The following is an 18029-nucleotide window of genomic DNA, read 5'->3' as shown; positions in this document are numbered from 1 at the left end:
TCGGAGTCAGGTGTAATTTGCGGGGGTGGGTTAAGTGCTCAAAGTTGTCTTTTGTCTTCCTACAGAGGACTTTCACATCATAAGTTCATGCCCATGCTGAGCGTACAAAACAGGTTCAAATCGTTCGCTTCGCTCACTGGGACGGGCTAAAGCCCGCTCCTTCACTAAACGTTAAATTGCTATACGAGCCCTTCTTGACTACAATGTATTACAGTGTTTTGGTTGAGAGAGGTATCAGCATGAGTGTTACCACAGTTCGCTTACAGGCAGAGGTTGAGCATCAGTTGGACGCTATTGCGAGCAGGCTTCATCGGAGCAAAGGATGGGTGATCAACCAAGCCTTATCGGAATACATTGATAAGCAGAATTTACAGCAAGAACGTTGGAAACAAACTTTGGCTGCGATGGAGTCAGCTGCTCAAGGAAAAGTGGTTGACGCTAGTGAAGTACACAACTGGTTAAGCAGTTGGGGTACAGAAAAAGAACAGGATGCGCCGGGGTCTGGTAAGTGAAGCTAGTCTATACCAATGATGCAATCGAAGATTTAAAGCGTTTGCGGGAGTTTATTGCAGTTCATAATCCAACTGCAGCTAGCAAAATAGCGGCAGAATTGATCGCAAAAATGGAGTTGTTGCCAGCATTCCCAAGGATGGGGACGCCGGTTCAGATGGCTCCAGTCCCAGATATCATCCGTGATATGGTTTTTGGAAAATATGTTGTTCGCTATTCTGTTCACGCCAGTGCAGTCATTGTCCTTCGAGTATGGCATGAGCTTGAAAATGAGCGATAGTCAGTTAACAAGTTGTTCACTCAAAGCGACCTATCTCCGCCACAATCTAGCGTCACAGCAACCAAAAGTGCCAATCCCACTATCGCAGATTGCGACTCCGGTACGACAAGCATACCGGAGTCGGAGTCAGGTGTAATTTGCGGGGGTGGGTTTAGGGCTCAAAGTTGTCTTTCTCCGCTACAAATCAGTCGTCACATCAACTAAAAGTGCCAATCCCACTATCGCAGGTTGCGACTCCGGTACGGCAAGCATACCGGAGTCGGAGCTCGGTTATGGTTAACCTGGGTGATGTTCTGCCACTAACACTGGCAAATGCAGTTACTTCACAACAATACTGCCATGTTTGCTTTGGGAATAGAGGGTATAGGGTAAGGCCACAGTATCGGCGACTAGCGAGAAACTGCCATTAGTCGGCAGCAAAAAACCAGACCTGGCTAATCAGGCCTGCCTGGACCTCATAGACCACTGCCACTTCATAAGGTTCGTCCCGTAGCCCGGTCACCCGTTCATGGTCGATGACTTTATTGCCAACGACCTGCCGACTTAGTACTGCCGCCTGTAACTTTGGCAGGGTAAAACGCTCGGTAGCATAGAAGTGTGCCAGCGCTTCGCGCCCCTGCAAACTGGGTGCATTGGCCGGCATGCGGTAAATCCGCACATCCGGCGCATAACAGGCAATAAACTCGGCCAGATTGTGCTGATTGTAAGCGGCAAGCTGTCGCGCCACCGGTTCAACGACTGACATAGAGCACCAATATCGCCAGCGCGCTAAGTAACAACACGCTAAAGGTCAGCGCCATGCCGATAACCCGGAATTTAAGCGGTTCAGGTTCCTGACTCACACCATAAGCATGGCTTAAGCGTCCGAGCAGCAATAATGCGCCCAGCAGGTGCAACCAAAGCCCGGCCAAACCGCTATATTCGGCCAGAAATAACAGCAACAGCGCAAAGGGCGTGTACTCGGCAAAATTGGCCTGTACCCGCATCGCCCGTTGCAGTGCGCTATGGCCTCCCGAGCCTAATGCCACCTGTAAGCGACGGCGCTGCCGGATCACCGCCACACTTAATACCACAAACAGCACCGCCAGTAAGGCGGCATAGACTGCTGTAATCATAATTTCGCGACTCCCGCAAAGTAGAAGTTATTCAGCATAGAACTCTGCTGCCAGTTGTTGTTTAAATTCGGTGCTTTGTTGCTGACAATAGGCAAAGGTTTGCTCCAGAATGGCGGTTTCCAGCTGGCCTTGCTGTTTTAAATTAAAGGCATGTACGATGATTTGCTCAATCGCCGGCTTATGCTCATCCCCTATAATCGCAATCTTAAGGTTATTCAGCGTGAAAGGTTGGCCATCCAAGTTAGCAAAGCTTTGCACCACTGTAGTTGTCATATCACCACAGGCGGTAAGTTGTGTTGGAGTATTGCCTTCCTCTTCGAAAAACGAATACTCGCGATTCAGCTCTGCTGCACTAAAGCTGGCACAGCGCTGACTTACCTGCGCCATAACGGCAGTTTCGCTGACACCTTGTTGCCATAAGCCAAAAGCCTGCTCCGCCATTTGATACAGGGTGCTGCCCGGCAGTAAGCCCAGATTATTGGCCGTCAGGTTAAACGGATAACCCATTTGATACCACACAGAGGTACCGTGCACTGCCGCCGGCACCTGTAATTGACATTGTAACTCTGCCGAAACAGCCTGCACCTTACTCACTGAAAAAAATAGCCCGGCACTTAACAAGGCCAGTACCACAGCTTTACTCATAGCGCGCCCCTGAATGTTGATAAGCTGTTAACCACTATACAACAGCTAATAGGCATTGCAAGATACTAGCGCTGATCCAAACTGACGCTGGCGAGTACCGTCGCCGGCTGGGTTAGCGGTAAGGCTAAAATGGCTCCGGCTGCCGATTGTGGGAAAATACCGGTCAGCGCAGTAAAATTGACCTGATGGCTAACCAGAACCAGCGGCATCTCGCTGGCCTTGGCAAAGTTGTCCAGCAGGGCCTGAGTTTGCTGCTGGCCATCACCGCGCCCGGCAAAAAATGAATTCAGCGCCGGCAGCGGTTGCACCGGCGCTATCGCCATCAACTGCGCCGTTTCCAGGCAACGGCACCACTGGCTGCTATAAAGCCGGATATCACCACTGTACTGCTGGCGTAATTTTTGCCCCCAGGCTTTAGCTTGCTGCCGCCCCTGTTGATTCAAATTGCGCTGTGTCTGACAGTCCTGTAACTGAAAACCGGCCGGATCACCGGTACCCGGCGCCAGGGCATGCCGTAGCATTAGTACCGCCTTGCCCTCACGCCAGGCCTGCCAGGCCGCATCATCGGCCATAGCAGCGGTCGAGAGCAGCAATAACCAGCAACAGAATAATGATCGCATCGCAAAATCCCGCTATAAATTATTTAGCTGGTACGACAAAGTTCGGGGGAGAGATTGCTGACATGCGACGAAAAGTATGGCTAAGTTTGCTGGGCGCTATCCTGGTGCTCGCTTATTACTTCTGGCCCAGCAGCCACTATCCGGCACACTTTATCGAGCCGCACCCGGTACTGGCGGTGCCGCCGCACTCGTCGGGCGGGCTACTGCAGGTCAGCGATTTTATTGCCACTACCCCACGTCCGGCCGATCCTTATCCTTATCCGATCGCGCTCGGTGCCGTTGGCCCGGTAACGCCACTGTATTCCGGCAGCCTGCAGTATCCGTTTTATTGCGGCTTTTCGCAGCAGGGGCTGGAGCCACCACAAGTTGATAATCAGCAAGGCTATGGTATTGCCGTGGTGCAGGATAAGCAGCAGCTGGGTTACAGCCAGGATTGCCTGCACCCCAGCCGTTTGCTCTGGTATCGGCTTACGGCTGATAATCAGGTGCAGCCTTATCAGGGCGAACCTTTGGGCGACGATGAGCAGCTGGTCCGGGTCGAGTTAGGTACCCTGCTGCGCTTTTTTTACTTTGTGGTGATGCCGGTTAATGCCGCTGAATACGGTGAGCGCGACAGTGCAGAGCGTTGGAATCAGCAGCTGATTTATCAGTTTCATGGCGGTGTAGGTATCGGTTTCCGGCAAGGCAGCATTAATCTGGAGCGGATGATTGCCAATCGCGCCGCCCAACTGCGGCAGGGTTATGCGGTACTAAGCAGCAGCGCCAACCGTACCAGCCACACCTATCATTTTTTGCGCGCCGAAGAGGTGGCGGTCAGGCTGAAACGCCATTTTGAAAGTTTATATGGCAAACCGCGGTTTACCATTGGCATCGGTGGCTCTGGTGGCGGCATTGCACAATATTTACTGGCACAGAACGCGCCCGGCTTGCTCGACGCCGCTATTGCGCAATACAGCTATCCGGATATGCTGAGCCAGGTCGTCTATGCCCTCGACTGCGACCTGCTGCATAACTATTACTACTTTACCGCCAGTGATAAGGCCAGCTGGCAAAGTATGGCGCAGCGCCAGCTAATAGAAGGGCTTAGCACCAGTGAACAGCAAAGCGTAAGGTTTCGCTGGCAAATCAGCGCCGCACAGCTACTGGCCGGACAATGGCCCACCCCGGCACGAGGCGCCAGCCAATGTATTAACGCCTGGTTTGGTTTATCTTCGATGGTGCATAACCCGCATCAGGGCCGCTTAAAACCCTTTACCAGCCCCGAGTTGCGGCAACAAACCCATTGGAGTTACTGGCAGGATCTGGTTGAAATTTATGGCCGGGATCAGCACGGTTTCGCGCATAGCCTGTGGGATAATAGCGGCGTGCAGTATGGTTTGCTGCCGCTGCGTAACGGCCAACTGAGCGCCCGGCAATTTCTGGAGCTTAATGCCCTTATCGGTAGTTGGCTGCCTGCCACGTATAAACAGCCTGAGGCCGTGCGCTTTATCCGCCAGCTGGATCTGCCACTTTGGCTTAGCAGCTTTGGCCGGCATAATATTAGTCCGCCGCAGTCTGGCGCGGCAGATCTTCTGGTGGCGCCCCGCTATCGTGCCGATACCGCCGCCATTAACCGCGCTTATCGCTATGGCCAGCTGTTTCTCGGTAAGGCGCAGATCCCAATTATCGATTTGCGCCACTATCTGGATCCGGTACTGGATATGCATCATCTGGAACCGTCCTTTATGGCCAGACAACGCCTGGCGATGCAGGGTAATGACGGTTGGCAACGGATCTGGGTCAGCCACCCGGACTATACGCCGGTGGCCGCAGCTTTTGCCGCCTTAGAGCAGTGGCTGCAACAAGGTATTGCGCCGGACAGTGCCAGTGACCGCTGCTTTGCTGCCGATGGCAGCCTGATTGCCGCAGGTGCGGCGGTATGGCAGCCCAATGGCAGCTGTTCCAGGCACTATCCGCCGCTCAGTAATAGTCGACGCCAGGCCGGGGCACCGACACATGGCTTACTCCTGCAATGCCGGTTAATACCGGTTGCCGACTTTATTGCCGCCGGGCACTATCACCCGGTTGATATGACGCCATATTTATCGGAATTACAGCAAATTTTTCCAGATGGCGTATGTGATTATCAGCAAGGCGACAACGGCTGGCCGGCGGATTGGCCGGCACTGGCAGAATAAATTTTCAACATTAATTGGCAGTTCAGGTCAGATGTACCACACTGATAACTAAGCTTTATTGCACAAGGACGTTCAATGCAAAGACGCACCGCTGCTGTTACAACTGTCTCACTGTTCTTACTGCTGTTACTTGGCTTGTATCAACTGGCGTCATCACGGCAGTATCAGCTGTTTGGCGAGCTGATTGCCCGGGTGGAAACAGAACAGCCGTTAATTGCCCTCACCTTTGACGATGGCCCCTCTGAGCGTTATACCGCCGAAGTGGTTGAATTGCTGGCTCGCTATCAGGTGCCGGCTACTTTTTTTGTCACCGGCCATGAACTCGCGCGCCATCCGGAGCAAGGCCGCTTGCTGGTGCAGGCCGGGCATCAGTTAGGCAATCATAGTTATACCCATAAGCGTATGTTACTGGTATCACCGGCTACCGTAGCGTCAGAAGTGGAGCGCACCGATCAGCAAATCCGGCAGGCCGGTTTTACCGACGAGATCCTGTTTCGGCCACCTTACGGCAAAAAACTGTTTACCCTGCCCTGGTATCTTAGCCAGCAACAACGCAAAACCATAATGTGGGATTTAGAGCCAGAGTCCGAGCCAAAGCTGGCAGCGGATCCCCAAGCGCTGGCGGCGGCGGTGATTGCCGACGCCCGCCCCGGTAGTATTATCCTGTTACATGTGATGTACCAAAGCCGGCAAAGTTCGCGCGAGGCACTGCCGCTCATTATCGAGGGACTGCAGGCGAAAGGTTATCGCTTTGTTACTGTCAGTGAGCTATTGCAAAGCCGCAATCTGCAATAACCGCCACGGTTAACCCATAAGTTATAGTGACTAGGCAAAGCCATAAAGTCGCGTTAAACTCGATTTACTAATGTTTTCGTAGGGATGCGGCTATGCCGTCAGTTGGACGCATCAGTTCTCAGCTCGGTTTACAACTGGCGCTGATGCTAGCTTGGGTACTGCTTTATCAGAGTGCGGAGTTGCTGGAGTACAGCCCCCATGCCAGCTTATGGTATCCGCCGGCTGCGTTGAGTTTTGCCGCCTTAACCCTGTTTGGTTTAAGAGCCTTCCCGGCTTTATTACTGGTTTGCTTCCTGATGAGCGTCTGGCATTTTCAGCGCTATCATCCAGCCGAGCAGATCCCTTACGCTGCCGCCATCTTTCCAGCGATGGCGCATGGCCTGAGCTACCTGCTGGGCGCCCTATTGTTGCGTATTCTGATCCAAAGTGGACGGGTTAATTACTCCGGCACCCTGGTTGCTTATCTGATCCTGGCTGCGATTGCCGCCTTGCTTGCCGCGTACAGTGGTGCCTGGTCTTTACAGTTGGCCGGTGTCATTGAGCAGAGTGAGCGCCTGGCGATCTGGCTGGGGTGGTGGATTGGCGATCTGGTGGCGATTTTGTCACTGAGTCCGTTTCTTGTACTGCTGCTTGATTATTGCACCGGTAAAACTATTGCCAAGCAAGCGCCATGGTTGTTGCAGCACGGTCATGGTCCCCGTCACAGTTTTCTGCTAAAACTCGTTCTGTGCCTGTTGCTTCTCACCTTGAGCATGTTGCTGGCCCATCAGGTCCGGGCGCAGGAGATTACCTTTCTGATCCTGTTTTTAAGTTTACCGGCGATGTGGCTGGTTTATACCGAGTCAATTTGGCGCAGCTTTAGTGGCCTGGCGGTGATCAGTCTTGCCATCGTCTTGCTAATGGCCTTACTGGACCTATCCAACTACGCCGCAATTTATCAGTTTACCATTGCAATGATCGCGGTTGCCATGCTGTATGGCACCGCTGTACCTTTGCTGCAAAATACCAACCAGCAATTACAGCGCAGTCTGCATACCGATCCGCTAACCGGCGTACTAAGCCGGCAAGGCTTTGTCGAGCAAGCTAATTTGCTAATGGGCCGTGCCGGGCGCCGCAAAGATAAAGTCTGTTTAGCAGTGCTGGATCTGGACCACTTTAAACGGGTTAACGATTTACTGGGGCATCAGATCGGTGACGAAGTGCTACAGCAGGTATGCCAAACCTTACAGCGCCAGTTGCGACAGCATGATCTGCTAGGGCGTTTTGGCGGTGATGAACTAATGCTACTATTGCCTGATACCGATAGCCGCGAAGCCAGCAAAATCTGTGAACGTTTGCGCCTTAGTATCGAACAGTTGCATATCACGGCAGGCGGACAACAGGTTACCGCCAGTTTCGGTATCTGTGAGCAGCAAAGCGATGAAAGCTTTAACCAATTGTTCGCCCGAGCTGACAAAACCTTACTGCAAGCGAAACAACGTGGCCGTAACCGCATTGAAACCATTTTGGCGGATCAGTCCGCTACTGATTAAAGGAAATCCCGCTATGCCCTATCTGAAAACCTATCCACTCTGGCTTGCCGCTTTGCTATTAACCGGCTGCAGCAGTCTGGATCAGGCCGGCTGCGTCAATGCGGACTGGCGCACCCTGGGTTTTGAAGATGGCATTAAAGGCCGCAACGAAAGTCAGATCCGGCAATACCGGCAAGACTGTGCCAAACATGGTATCACGCCGGATCTGGATGCCTACCGCGCCGGACATTTCGAGGGTTCTGCACAGTTTTGTACCGCAAAAAATGGCTTTGCCCAGGGTAGTGGCAACCAAAGTTATCAGAATAGTTGTCCGGCCGAATTTGCCAGTGCCTTTATGGCCGGATACCGCGATGGTCAGACCCTCTATCAGGCCAGAAGCCAGTTAGATGGCGCGCGCAGCGAATTACGCAAAGTGCAGCAGGAACTGCAACAACTGGAAAAAACCATTAGTCAGTTAAATGAGCAGTTGGTTGCCGATGGCCTGAGCCGTGAGCAACGGATTAAGATCCGCGATGAGTTAGCCAAACTAAATGAAAGCCTGGGACAGGCCAATCTGGTGAGAGATGAGCTGGCGGCGGCTATCATCGTCTATCAGAACGAATTTAGCCGCCTGCAGCAACACTTTAGTTATTAGCTTATAACCACTCCAGCCGCCGCTCTGGCCAATACATCACAGCACTGCGACTTTGCAGCAGCGGCAATAATGCCGGTTCCTGTTCGGCAATCACGGTTTTAGCAAACTGACAAAAAAACGCGGCCTTTAACTCAGCGCGGCGCCGGTCAATACCGGCCTGTTGATAAGGTACCGAGGCCAGCAGTAATACACCATCTGCCGGGATCCGCTGCTGCTTGATATTATTGAGGATGATCGCGGCGGCCTTTTTCACCGGCTGCGACAGGTCCGGGCTAAAGGGGCCGATAATGAGGGCAATATTAGGCACATGCAGAAAATCAAAGCCACGCCCCAGACAGAGCATCCACTCCCGATGCTCAATATCCAGCTGCCGCCGTTGTTGCCGCTGCAAGGCGCTGTGCCGCAAATTACCGAGCAGCAGAGGCAGTAAATCACGCTGCATCGCCGCTGGCAATAACGGGCAGAGCTGTTGCAACAAGGCCGGTAACTGCGGGCTCAGGTCCGGACTGTACTGGCTTAAATCCAGCATCCGGCCAGTACTGCCATGCAATACCAGCGCGTCGCTGTCGGTTTCAAAACCAACCACCAGCGCATAACACTGCTCACTGGCGGCAAAAATGCTCTGTAGCTGATCGCGGATCTGCAGCGCCTGCGCCAGTGCGGCATCACGATCATGTTGAAAGCCGGCACAGCCGCGCTCTCTGGCACCGGCTGAGAAATGATAGCTAATCAGTACCAGCACCGGCCTGCCTTGCGCCAGCGCCTGATTGATATCATCGCACAGCAAATCGCCCAGATAAGGCCAGCCAAGGTTAAAAATGCCACCCAAATTGCGGTAGGGCTGAATAATCCCCAGCGGCGTTTGGGTAGCATGCGGCAGATGGATCCGGCCATCCATGCATTTTAGCGCAATAATTTTAGTCGGATGCTGCGCCAGATAGGCCTCGCGGGCAGCGGTGCCGGCAATAAAGGCCGCACTATGCCGGCTGGCTAACTGCTCCAGCCAGCTTAGCCGGTCTGCAAAGGGTTGTTGATGCAGCTCTGGGGTAGCGTCTGACATAGGGCATCCGTTAAGTTAAGCTGCATTAACCATAACAGAAAAATTGCAGGGCTTGTTGGCGCTTGCTGCTGCAACTTTAGTCGAGGTACTGCGTTTGTCACTACCCGTTTTGGCTAACTGGGCAATAGTAAAATTTTATGGCAGGCTAGTGTTGAATGTTGAATGTTGAATGTTGAGTGTTGAGTGTTGAGTGTTGAGTGTTGAGTGTTGAGTGTTGAGTGTTGAGTGTAAGAATAATTGGCTTGGATTTTTTTAAAAGGAAGGCGGTAATGCGCAGAAGTTTGTCATTGTTCGTTGCAGTACTGGGTTTAGCGGCCTGCGGTAAGCCCGCCCCCGAGCCGGAGTTAACGGCACGTTTTACACCGGGACAACAGCAGTTACTGCAGCAGGGCAGCCTGCGTGCCCGCAGTTGCGCCGCGTGCCATGGCGCTAATGGTATCTCGCGCCAGGCGTTATATCCCAGTCTGGCTGGCTTGCCAGAGGCACAGCTGGCTGAGGCATTGCAGCAATATCGCGATGGCAGTCGCAAACATGCGTTAATGAGCCCGCAGGCGCGCGGCCTGACCGATGACGATATTGCGCTGCTCGCCGCTTATTATGCGCTGTTGCCCAGCCCTAGTCAGCCATAAACAGCGCCAGCAAGTCCTCGGCATTCCCCTGCCATAGCTGGCCCTTGCCGCTGCTCAGCAGTTGATCGGCCAGTCCCTGCTTATATTGCTGCAGTTGTTGGACTTTTTCTTCTACCGTATTGCGGGCAATCAGTTTGTACACAAAGACCGCTTTATCCTGGCCGATGCGGTGGGCGCGGTCAGTGGCCTGATTTTCTGCCGCCGGGTTCCACCAGGGATCATAATGGATCACGGTGTCAGCAGCCGTCAGATTCAGGCCGGTACCACCGGCTTTTAAACTGATTAAAAAGACTTCTGTTTCACCCTGTTGAAAAGCATCAATTTGTTGCTGCCGGTTTTTGGTCTGGCCGGTTAACTTACTGTAACTGATGCCGAGAAATTGCAGCTCTTGCTCAATCAGGTGCAGCATGCTGGCAAACTGGCTGAATAACAGTACCCGCCGGCCTTCTTCAATCATTTCCGGCAGATTCTCCCGCAACCAACTGAGCTTGGCGTTATGCCGCACCAGCTGCGCCTGCTCGATCGGTACCAGGCGGGCGTCACAGCAGGCCTGACGCAGTTTCAGCAAGGCGTCCAGAAATTCGATCTGGCTGGCGGCAACGCCTTTACGCAAAAACAGCTCCCGTACCTTGGTTTCCATAATCAAGCGGATGCTTTCATACAGGTTGCGCTGATCGGCTTCCAGCTCCAGCAGCTGGACAATTTCGGTTTTCTCGGGCAACTCCGCGGCCACCTGACGTTTGGTGCGGCGCAGCATAAAGGGAGCCACTTTTTGTTTTAATGCCTGTGCCCGCTCGGTATCGGCATGTTTCTCAATCGGTTTGCGATACACCTGAGTAAAGTGGGCTTCGGTGCCAAGCAGCCCCGGCAATACAAAGTCAAACAATGACTTTAATTCGCCCAGATGGTTCTCCAGCGGCGTGCCCGACAAGGCCAGGCTAAAGTCGCGTTTTAACGCCCGCACGCTCTGTGCGGCCTGACTGCCGGCATTTTTAATATGCTGGGCTTCATCCAGCACCACTACACTAAAGGCGCGCTGCCGGTACAGCGGCAGATCCCGCACCAGCAGCGGATAGCTGGTCACCAGCACATCGAACTCTGCCAGTTGCTCAAACAAAGGCCGGCGTTTGGCACCGTAAATTTGCAGGACCCGCAGCGCCGGGGTAAAACGCGCCGCTTCATTCTGCCAGTTGCCAAGGAGTGAGGTCGGGCAAACAATCAGCGCCGGCTGGGTTAAACGCCCCTGTTGCTTTTCGTGCAACAAGAAACTTAAGGTTTGCAGGGTTTTACCCAGGCCCATATCGTCGGCCAGAATGCCGCCCAGGCCAAAGTGGCGTAAAAACACCAGCCAGTTTAAACCCTGCTGCTGATAGCTGCGCAGTGTCGCCTGCAAACCTGTTGGCAGCGGCACCTCACTAATACCCTGAAAATTGTGTAACTGCTCGTTCAGACGCTGCAGGCGGTTGGCATTCAGATACTGAATTTCCGCCGCGCCGGGTGGCGGCAGGATCGCGGCTTTATAGTCTGGTAACTCCAGCGTTAGCGGCGATTTCTGTAAGTTCAGCAGCTCAACGATGGTATCAATCAGCGGCTGAATTAATGCCATCGGGATCGCCAGTTTGCCCTGCGGCAGACTCAGCCAGATGGTTTCACCGGCGGTGGGCAGGCCATAATGCCGCAGATACTGGCTAATTAACGGTAATAACGGTACCTGCTGACCACTGACATCGACCTGGATCGCCAGCTCGAAACCGCTGTGTTTACCGTCACTGACCTGTAAATAGGGCTTGGCATCCAGAATTTGCAGATTAAAGTCACTGTCCTGCTCAATGCGCCAGCCTTGTTGCCGCAGTTCGGGCAAGGCTTCCAGCAACGGTTGCCATAGCTCTGGATTATCCGGCCCTTCCCCTATTGAGAAGGCGCTTAGCGTATTCGCCGGTGCCGGCAGTTCACAACTGACCAGCCCCAGTGCCAGCAACTGCTCTAAAGCGGCCACTTCCACGCCACGCTGGCGTAGCACAAAGATACTCTGCGCCGCCGTTACGATCTCGGTTTGCCGCTGCTGTAAATTCAGCGGCAGCCGGTGGGCACCATAATCAAAGGCCAGAATAGCGACGGGTCTGGCCGGCATTTTCGGTTGTTGCACCCGCATTTGCAGTGCCAACACCGGTACCGGTGCCACATCCAGCTGACTGGCGGCTGCGCCCTCCGGCAGCGGTAAGGTGACTGCCGGGAATAGCTTTTGCAGCTGGCCCAGCCGCTGGGTTAGCTGTGCCGGCGGGATCAGTGGCATCTTACTCAGTAGCTTTAACTCGCGCCCCGTTAATGCCGTATCCAGCGGGCCCAGTTCATAATGATCGGTATTGATAAAACAGGGGGGGTCAGTAAAGATTGGCTGGTTCGCCTCGTCTTCTGCGATCTGACACTGCAGCCGTTGTCCACCACTGCTGGCCTGCCAGCTCAGTTGCAGCGGTCGCGCCTCCTGCCAGCTTAAGGGTTGCCGGGCCTCGCCAAAATAGCAGCGGCCGGTTGCCAGAAACGCCTGTAACAACTCATAACCCCAGCGGCCCTCAAGCAAATGCTGATCCTGTTGATTGTGGGAGCGGAATAATGTCAGTAAGCGGTAGTCTTCTTCGGCCAGCCAGCTTGGCGGCTGTGGCGCGACCAGATCGTACTTACCCAAAGGCTGGCCTTTACTGTAGCCGCCTTTTTTCAGCACCTTGACCCGTCGCGGATAGAGCTGCAAACCACTTTGGCCATAACTCAGTAAATACAGGATACTCTCTTCGCTGCTGGCAGCATCAGGTTCACGTACTCTGGCCACTTCAGCAAACCAGTTATCCAGCTGCAACAACGGCATTTGTTTGATCCGCAGTTGCTGCTGCGCATAATCGCGCTTTAAGCGCAGCAGCACGGCCAGCACATGCTTACAGCGGCCGCCGACCGGGCAACTGCAGCTATCTTCTAACTGCCAATGCCCTTGTTGTTCACGCAGACTGATTTTTTGCCGGTAAGGGGCAAAACCGGCGCCCCACACCTGGGCGCTGATTTGACTCAGATCGTCGTTGTATTCCAGTTTCAGCACTTTACCGGCCTGCAGATAAGCGCGGGCACGATGGACCGTCGCCGGATCAAACCACTGCAGCAGTTTGGCATCCGACAATGGAAAATTGGTATCAACAGGATCTTGCTCAGACACGTTTTTCTCGGCGTAACACAACAGGCAAAAGACCTATGCTACCGTAAAGGCAGCACAGACCAAAGCCTAAATAACCAGAAATCAGAAAAAGTAGGTCAGTTGCAGCGCAAGATAATCATCACGACGCAACCAGAACAGCGCATCTTGCGGGTTATTACTCTGAAATAGCCAACCGTTAAGGCTTAACCGCAGGCTGTCAGTCAGGCGCAGGGCGCCCTCCAGCTTGATGCTGCGGCTTTGTCGCTGATCCAGATCCTGCAGCACGCCAAATAAAAACTCGGTGCCGGCAATATCATTCAGCGCCAGCCGCCAACCGAAGAACAGATCATTCTGCCCCGGCAGGGTCGCGGCCTTGCCGCGGCTATCGTACTGATATTCGGCAATCCAGCCCAGATCCCAGCTTTGCCCAAAGACGCCGACCCGGGTGTATTCAAAACCACCGGTGGCGGCAACATAGTCAAAAGGCCCACTACGGCGGTAAATCGACTCCAGCTTCCAGAGCCAGTCGCCCTGCACCCATGACAAATCCAGTCCGTACTGCTCCATCTGGTAATAAAGTGGTCGTAACCCGGCGTTTGCGGTAGGTACTAAAACCGGCTCGCGGTTATTACCACTAAAGAAACTCAGCCCCAGATCCAAACCGGCAAAGCGCTGGCTATAGCGCAAGGCAAAGTCCAGATTGTGTTTACCGGAGCTGGATTCATACCAGGCCAGGTCATGGTTTACCGGCAGCGGCGGACTAAGCCGGCCCTGTGGTGAGGGAAATAAGCGCTCGCGAAAATACGGCAGTACAAACAGATCCAGGGTGCCGGCAGTACCACTGCGCCGCAATTGCAGCATCGGCTGCCCCAATTTAGCTTCCAGCTCAACGCCGGCAACTAAATCGCTTTGATTCAGTACATCCACCAGATGTTGTGATTCGGTTACCCCCCAGAACAGCGTATCGATACCGGCCTTAAATTCCCAGCCATCACCGATATAGCGCCAGTAAGCCTGCTGCAGATCGACCAGATTGCTGTCACTGTCAGCTCTGTGCCAGCGCAAATAGGGCTCCAGATTAAGCTGATGCTTGCGACTGGCATCCTCATACGACCACAGCGCGCGATAACTTAACAGCTGCTGCGAGCGCTCGGCTGCTGCCAGGCCCCGGCTGGCAAAAAAACGTTGTTCAAAACCCAACTCCTGCTGCAAACGGCTGGTGCTACTGGCAACTTGTGGTGCCTGTGCGGGTGTTACTGCAGGAGACGGCGCAGGACGGGGCGTTGTTGCCACAGGTTTAGCCGGTTGTGCCGCAGGGCGGATTGGCTGCGGTACTGCCACGACTGCCTCAGACTCCGGCGCAGTGGCAACGGATTCAGACTTAGCCGGTTGGGCAGCCGCTAAGCGGGTCGGTAATTGTTGCTTCGCCAGTTCGCCGTAATACCATTGATGCGCCTGTTCCGCCGGTGTGGCCAGCATTTGCTCGCGGCTTGGTACCTTTAACTGGGCGCCTTTTAACAAATAATGCAAATTCTGGTCGCGAAAAGCGGCCGGGTTGTGCTGCCACAGCGCATAGATCACCTGTGGCATCGTTACCTGCTCATCGGGGCGCGCCGCCAGCGCCAGCCGCCAGAGTGTCGTATTGGCATCGACCGGCCCCAAGGTGGCAGCCTGGGCCGGCTGTTGTAATGCCCATGCCAGCAAAGCAATACAGCTTGTGCGACCTAACATCTATACTCCCTAGCGTGCCCGCTCTAAGGCAGCAACATCAAAATCTGCTGCACTGCGGCCAGTATTAAAGCGGATGCTTTCCAGCAACAAGTCGGTACTTTTGCCGGTTTGCTGGTTTTGCATACTCAGCTTGTGCGCCCGCCAGAACTTATCCAGATACTGTCGGTAATCACTCAGCTCCAGAATTTTCAGCAAGCTTTGTTTCTTGTCGTAATACTCTGCACGCATCACGCGGTAATGTTGCTGATCTACCCAGACCAGAATTTTGCTATAGCCAGAAAAACTATCGGTTGGCGTTTGTTCAACCACATAGCAGGTCAGCTCAGCGCAGGGCTCATCCCGCAAATAGTTAAAACTGAATTTCTCCAGCTCAAAGGACGTCATATCTTCATAGGCAAACTCACTGGCCATAAAGGGCCCGGATTTATTGCGGCTGGCAATCCGCCGTGTCCGTTTTACACTGGGCAAGTATAACCATTGGTCATCTTCAGCAGTGGGATGGGAATGGGTTAGAAAAGCCGAACCGCGCACATCCAGCGGCTCATCAAAAATAGTCAGGCTTTTATCGCCATCGCCCTGCACTTCCAACGCCAGGGTGCGCATGCGGCGCACACTTTCCCGGCCCTGAGCAGTGCGCAGCACCATCTGCAGTTCGCTTTCACTGTCACCCCAACCGCGGTCACGCGCCTTTTGCTCGGTGGCGATCGCCAGGCCTTTTTCAGCATCTGCCTGCGCCAGCGGCATGCACAGCAGGCTTGCCACTAACAACCAGCCAGAGGCGATACCGAAACGATCAGATTGGCGGGGGGTGTCAGCTGTGTTTTGTTGTTGCCGGACTAACATCGGCAGTTCTCCCTGATTTGTCGAGCTTGAGTAAACAAGCGGGTAAAAAGAATAGATCAACCAGCAGGGCAATCAAAATAATTCCTGAGGTCAGCAGGCCCATATCGGAGTTAAGCCGGAAACCGGAAAACATCAGCACTGAAAAACCGGCTACCAGTACCAGCGTGGTAATACAGAGCGCCCGGCCAACACTGTGAAAAGCATAGCGCACTGCCTGCTCGCTGTCCCGCCCCTCTTCCCGCGCATGGCGGTACTTACTGAGAAAATGTACGGTATCATCGACAATGATCCCCAGGCTCATACTGGCCACGACCGACAATGCCAGGTTAATTTCCCCCACCAACAGCCCCCATAAACCAAAACCGATAACTGCCGGCACCAGATTCGGAATAATGCTGATCAGGCCGAGACGCCAGGAACGCAAGCTAACCAGCAATAGCGCTGAAATCAGCAGTAAGGCTAACGGCAAGGTGGTTAACATTGACGCCATATTACGCTCGCCGATATAGGCAAACATCAGGGCAGCACTGGCAGCGGACAGCTGATAGTCCGGCCAGTTAGCGGCAAAATAAGCCAGCGCCCGCTGCTCCAGCGCAATTAATTCTTTGCTGCCAAGGTTATACAGTGTTGCGGTTAAACGGGTAGCGCTTTTATCGATATTCAACTGATTGTTCAGATCCAGGCCAAATGGCAAGGACATTTCATATAACAATAAGTACTGCGCCGCCTCTGCTGCTGTTTCCGGCAGGCGGTAGAAGGCCAGATCATCCTGGTGCATATTTTTATTCAGCCGCTTCAGCACATCACTGAGCGTATTGACATGCATCACTTCCGGCTGCTCTGCTAACCAGTTGCTGAAGCTTTCCAGTGCCTGCAATAATTCCGGCTGATTGACTGCGCCAGCAACGCCACCATTAAGCGCAAAATCAATACTGGTAAAGCCGCTTAGGTTTTGCTCCATAAAGTCATTTGCCTGGCGGAAGCTGGTGTTACTGGCAAAGTATTTATTCGGTTCGTCATTGACGCGATTTAACGGCAGCAGCGCTGTACAAAGCAGTGTCACCAGCACAAAACCCCAAAGTAAGCGCCGCTGACGCTGAATAACCCATTCAGATAAACGCGCCATAGTGCCAGAACTTTGCTGTATGGTAGCGGCCCGTAACGGCAGAAATTGCATCAGCACCGGTAACAAAGTCAGACTAAAGACGCAGGCCAGCATCACGCCCAGTGCGGTCAGATTACCCAGATCCCGTAAAATTGGCACTTCAGAGAAATTTAGCGTCAGAAAGCCGATAGCAGTGGTTACACTGGTAATCACTACCGGTTGCCAATTACGCTGCAAACTGTATTGAATAGCTTGTGATTTTGTCTTGCCATCGGCCAAAGCAAATTGCATAGATGCCAGCAAATGCACGGAGTCAGCAACGGCCAACGTCATCAGGATGGTCGGCACGTTGACGGTCGCAGTACTCATAAACAGCCCTAGCCAGCCTGCGATACCCAGGGTTGAAGTTACAGTTACCACTATTATCAACAAGGTCGCCAGCGCACCGGCGATCGAGCGCAGTAACACTGCCAGCATCAACATAATAGCCGCCAGCATTATCGGCACCAGTGCACGGACATCCTGTTCTGCCTCAGAGGCAAAGGCATAATTCAGCGCGATGATACCGGTATGGTGGAATTCGACGTTAGGATAACGCGCTGCAAATTGTGCTGATAAGTCACTGACAAATGACCAAATTTCAGTAACCTGCTGTTGCTGTGTTGGTTCAGGCAATTGCACCGTGATGTTGATCGCCGTCACCTTACCATCGGCTGCCACCAAGCGGTTCACCAGAGCCGGTTCAGCAATGGCAATGTCACGGATAATCAGACGCTCCGCAGCAGAGAGCTGCGAGTTCGGCACCAGATCGGCAACCACCAGGTCGTCGGCCTCGGCTGTGGTGTGCTGAAAATTACTCAGCGAGTCTACCCGGATCGAATAGGGCGTTTGCCAGGCAGCCTCGGTATATTCCTGTACTAACTGCAGTATCTCTGGTGTAAAGACGTCACCGCTGCGCGGTGCTATACCAATCAGAATATTGTCGCTTTTGTTAAATTCCAGCTGCATCTGCTCAAAGGCTTGCAGCTGTGGATTATCTTTAGCAAAGAAGATCCGGTAATCACCGCGGAAATACAACTGGCCCAGCCCGATGCTGCTTAAGACGATAAAACAAAGCGATAGCGCCAGAATTAACCAGCGGCCGCGCAGGATCAGAGGCTGAACTGAAGCCATAG

General features: G+C 53.5%; 16 protein-coding genes. 7 read left to right on the top strand and 9 right to left on the bottom strand.

From position 1 onward, the window contains the following. Positions 1-239: 239 nt before the first annotated feature. Together AEST_RS01450 and AEST_RS01445 are read left to right on the top strand one after the other, a co-directional pair. Positions 240-512: a CopG family ribbon-helix-helix protein gene (locus AEST_RS01450; RefSeq protein ID WP_039924835.1), complete on the top strand. Its 273-nt coding sequence runs from the start codon at positions 240-242 to the stop codon at positions 510-512. Next, on the top strand, positions 509-790 hold the full coding sequence (locus AEST_RS01445; protein ID WP_039924833.1) for a type II toxin-antitoxin system RelE/ParE family toxin: 282 nt from the start codon (positions 509-511) through the stop codon (positions 788-790). The genes AEST_RS01450 and AEST_RS01445 overlap by 4 nt, the downstream gene beginning before the upstream one ends. A 406-nt stretch (positions 791-1196) precedes the next feature. On the opposite strand, the gene AEST_RS01440 is transcribed toward AEST_RS01445, so the two are convergent. The 4 genes from AEST_RS01440 to AEST_RS01425 form a co-directional block, all read right to left on the bottom strand. Continuing rightward, positions 1197-1535 (bottom strand): nuclear transport factor 2 family protein, encoded by a 339-nt coding sequence (locus AEST_RS01440; protein ID WP_008606534.1) that lies wholly within the window; start codon positions 1533-1535, stop codon positions 1197-1199. Then, the gene (locus AEST_RS01435) at positions 1522-1905 is read right to left on the bottom strand and encodes an MAPEG family protein (protein WP_008606533.1); all 384 of its coding nucleotides are present in this window, start codon (positions 1903-1905) and stop codon (positions 1522-1524) included. The genes AEST_RS01440 and AEST_RS01435 overlap by 14 nt, the downstream gene beginning before the upstream one ends. A gap of 27 nt (positions 1906-1932) precedes the next feature. Next, positions 1933-2550 carry a hypothetical protein gene (locus AEST_RS01430; RefSeq protein ID WP_008606529.1) on the bottom strand — a complete coding sequence of 206 codons (618 nt, stop codon included), beginning with the start codon at positions 2548-2550 and terminating at the stop codon, positions 1933-1935. A 65-nt stretch (positions 2551-2615) separates the two neighbouring features. Then, positions 2616-3170, bottom strand: a complete 555-nt coding sequence (locus tag AEST_RS01425) for a histidine phosphatase family protein (protein WP_008606527.1) — start codon at positions 3168-3170, stop codon at positions 2616-2618. 62 nt (positions 3171-3232) lie between these two features. Here AEST_RS01425 and AEST_RS01420 point away from each other — a divergent pair, with 62 nt between their 5' ends. From AEST_RS01420 to AEST_RS01405, 4 genes are all read left to right on the top strand, one after another. Further along, positions 3233-5347 (top strand): DUF6351 family protein, encoded by a 2115-nt coding sequence (locus tag AEST_RS01420; RefSeq protein ID WP_008606526.1) that lies wholly within the window; start codon positions 3233-3235, stop codon positions 5345-5347. Between the two features lie 75 nt (positions 5348-5422). Beyond that, the gene (locus AEST_RS01415) at positions 5423-6142 is read left to right on the top strand and encodes a polysaccharide deacetylase family protein (RefSeq protein ID WP_008606525.1); all 720 of its coding nucleotides are present in this window, start codon (positions 5423-5425) and stop codon (positions 6140-6142) included. A gap of 92 nt (positions 6143-6234) precedes the next feature. Beyond that, positions 6235-7674, top strand: a complete 1440-nt coding sequence (locus AEST_RS01410) for a GGDEF domain-containing protein (protein WP_008606523.1) — start codon at positions 6235-6237, stop codon at positions 7672-7674. A 13-nt stretch (positions 7675-7687) separates the two neighbouring features. Further along, on the top strand, positions 7688-8308 hold the full coding sequence (locus AEST_RS01405; RefSeq protein ID WP_008606522.1) for a DUF2799 domain-containing protein: 621 nt from the start codon (positions 7688-7690) through the stop codon (positions 8306-8308). Between the two features lies 1 nt (position 8309). Here the strand turns inward: AEST_RS01405 and AEST_RS01400 are convergent, their stop codons facing one another. Beyond that, positions 8310-9368 carry a carboxysome shell carbonic anhydrase gene (locus tag AEST_RS01400; RefSeq protein WP_008606521.1) on the bottom strand — a complete coding sequence of 353 codons (1059 nt, stop codon included), beginning with the start codon at positions 9366-9368 and terminating at the stop codon, positions 8310-8312. 269 nt (positions 9369-9637) lie between these two features. Between AEST_RS01400 and AEST_RS01395 the strand changes: the two genes are divergently transcribed. After that, the gene (locus AEST_RS01395; RefSeq protein ID WP_008606519.1) at positions 9638-9997 is read left to right on the top strand and encodes a c-type cytochrome; all 360 of its coding nucleotides are present in this window, start codon (positions 9638-9640) and stop codon (positions 9995-9997) included. On the opposite strand, the gene AEST_RS01390 is transcribed toward AEST_RS01395, so the two are convergent. From AEST_RS01390 to AEST_RS01375, 4 genes are all read right to left on the bottom strand, one after another. Continuing rightward, positions 9984-13196, bottom strand: coding sequence for a DEAD/DEAH box helicase (locus AEST_RS01390; protein ID WP_039924828.1), 3213 nt, complete (start codon positions 13194-13196; stop codon positions 9984-9986). The two genes, AEST_RS01395 and AEST_RS01390, sit on opposite strands and share 14 nt — an antisense overlap. Positions 13197-13277: 81 nt before the next feature. Continuing rightward, a complete protein-coding gene (locus tag AEST_RS01385) occupies positions 13278-14906 on the bottom strand; it encodes a type IV pilus assembly protein FimV (RefSeq protein WP_008606517.1) in 1629 nt (542 codons plus the stop codon). Between the two features lie 9 nt (positions 14907-14915). After that, positions 14916-15749, bottom strand: a complete 834-nt coding sequence (locus AEST_RS01380; protein WP_008606516.1) for an outer membrane lipoprotein-sorting protein — start codon at positions 15747-15749, stop codon at positions 14916-14918. Beyond that, positions 15718-18027: an efflux RND transporter permease subunit gene (locus AEST_RS01375; protein WP_008606515.1), complete on the bottom strand. Its 2310-nt coding sequence runs from the start codon at positions 18025-18027 to the stop codon at positions 15718-15720. The genes AEST_RS01380 and AEST_RS01375 overlap by 32 nt, the downstream gene beginning before the upstream one ends. Positions 18028-18029: the final 2 nt, after the last annotated feature.

The sequence above is a fragment of the Alishewanella aestuarii B11 genome (assembly GCF_000280055.1).
Taxonomy (GTDB): domain Bacteria; phylum Pseudomonadota; class Gammaproteobacteria; order Enterobacterales; family Alteromonadaceae; genus Alishewanella; species Alishewanella aestuarii.
Note: the sequence above shows the minus strand (reverse complement) of the source record. Positions and strands in the feature narration are given on the sequence as shown.

Bases quoted from the DNA above. Each gene is read 5' to 3' on its own strand.
- AEST_RS01425 (WP_008606527.1), bottom strand. From the start codon at position 3,170: ATGCGATCATTATTCTGTTGCTGGTTATTGCTGCTCTCGACCGCTGCT.
- AEST_RS01395 (WP_008606519.1), top strand. From the start codon at position 9,638: ATGCGCAGAAGTTTGTCATTGTTCGTTGCAGTACTGGGTTTAGCGGCC.
- AEST_RS01400 (WP_008606521.1), bottom strand. From the start codon at position 9,368: ATGTCAGACGCTACCCCAGAGCTGCATCAACAACCCTTTGCAGACCGG.
- AEST_RS01450 (WP_039924835.1), top strand. From the start codon at position 240: ATGAGTGTTACCACAGTTCGCTTACAGGCAGAGGTTGAGCATCAGTTG.
- AEST_RS01440 (WP_008606534.1), bottom strand. From the start codon at position 1,535: ATGTCAGTCGTTGAACCGGTGGCGCGACAGCTTGCCGCTTACAATCAG.
- AEST_RS01405 (WP_008606522.1), top strand. From the start codon at position 7,688: ATGCCCTATCTGAAAACCTATCCACTCTGGCTTGCCGCTTTGCTATTA.
- AEST_RS01435 (WP_008606533.1), bottom strand. From the start codon at position 1,905: ATGATTACAGCAGTCTATGCCGCCTTACTGGCGGTGCTGTTTGTGGTA.
- AEST_RS01380 (WP_008606516.1), bottom strand. From the start codon at position 15,749: ATGTTAGTCCGGCAACAACAAAACACAGCTGACACCCCCCGCCAATCT.
- AEST_RS01420 (WP_008606526.1), top strand. From the start codon at position 3,233: ATGCGACGAAAAGTATGGCTAAGTTTGCTGGGCGCTATCCTGGTGCTC.
- AEST_RS01375 (WP_008606515.1), bottom strand. From the start codon at position 18,027: ATGGCTTCAGTTCAGCCTCTGATCCTGCGCGGCCGCTGGTTAATTCTG.
- AEST_RS01415 (WP_008606525.1), top strand. From the start codon at position 5,423: ATGCAAAGACGCACCGCTGCTGTTACAACTGTCTCACTGTTCTTACTG.
- AEST_RS01410 (WP_008606523.1), top strand. From the start codon at position 6,235: ATGCCGTCAGTTGGACGCATCAGTTCTCAGCTCGGTTTACAACTGGCG.
- AEST_RS01385 (WP_008606517.1), bottom strand. From the start codon at position 14,906: ATGTTAGGTCGCACAAGCTGTATTGCTTTGCTGGCATGGGCATTACAA.
- AEST_RS01430 (WP_008606529.1), bottom strand. From the start codon at position 2,550: ATGAGTAAAGCTGTGGTACTGGCCTTGTTAAGTGCCGGGCTATTTTTT.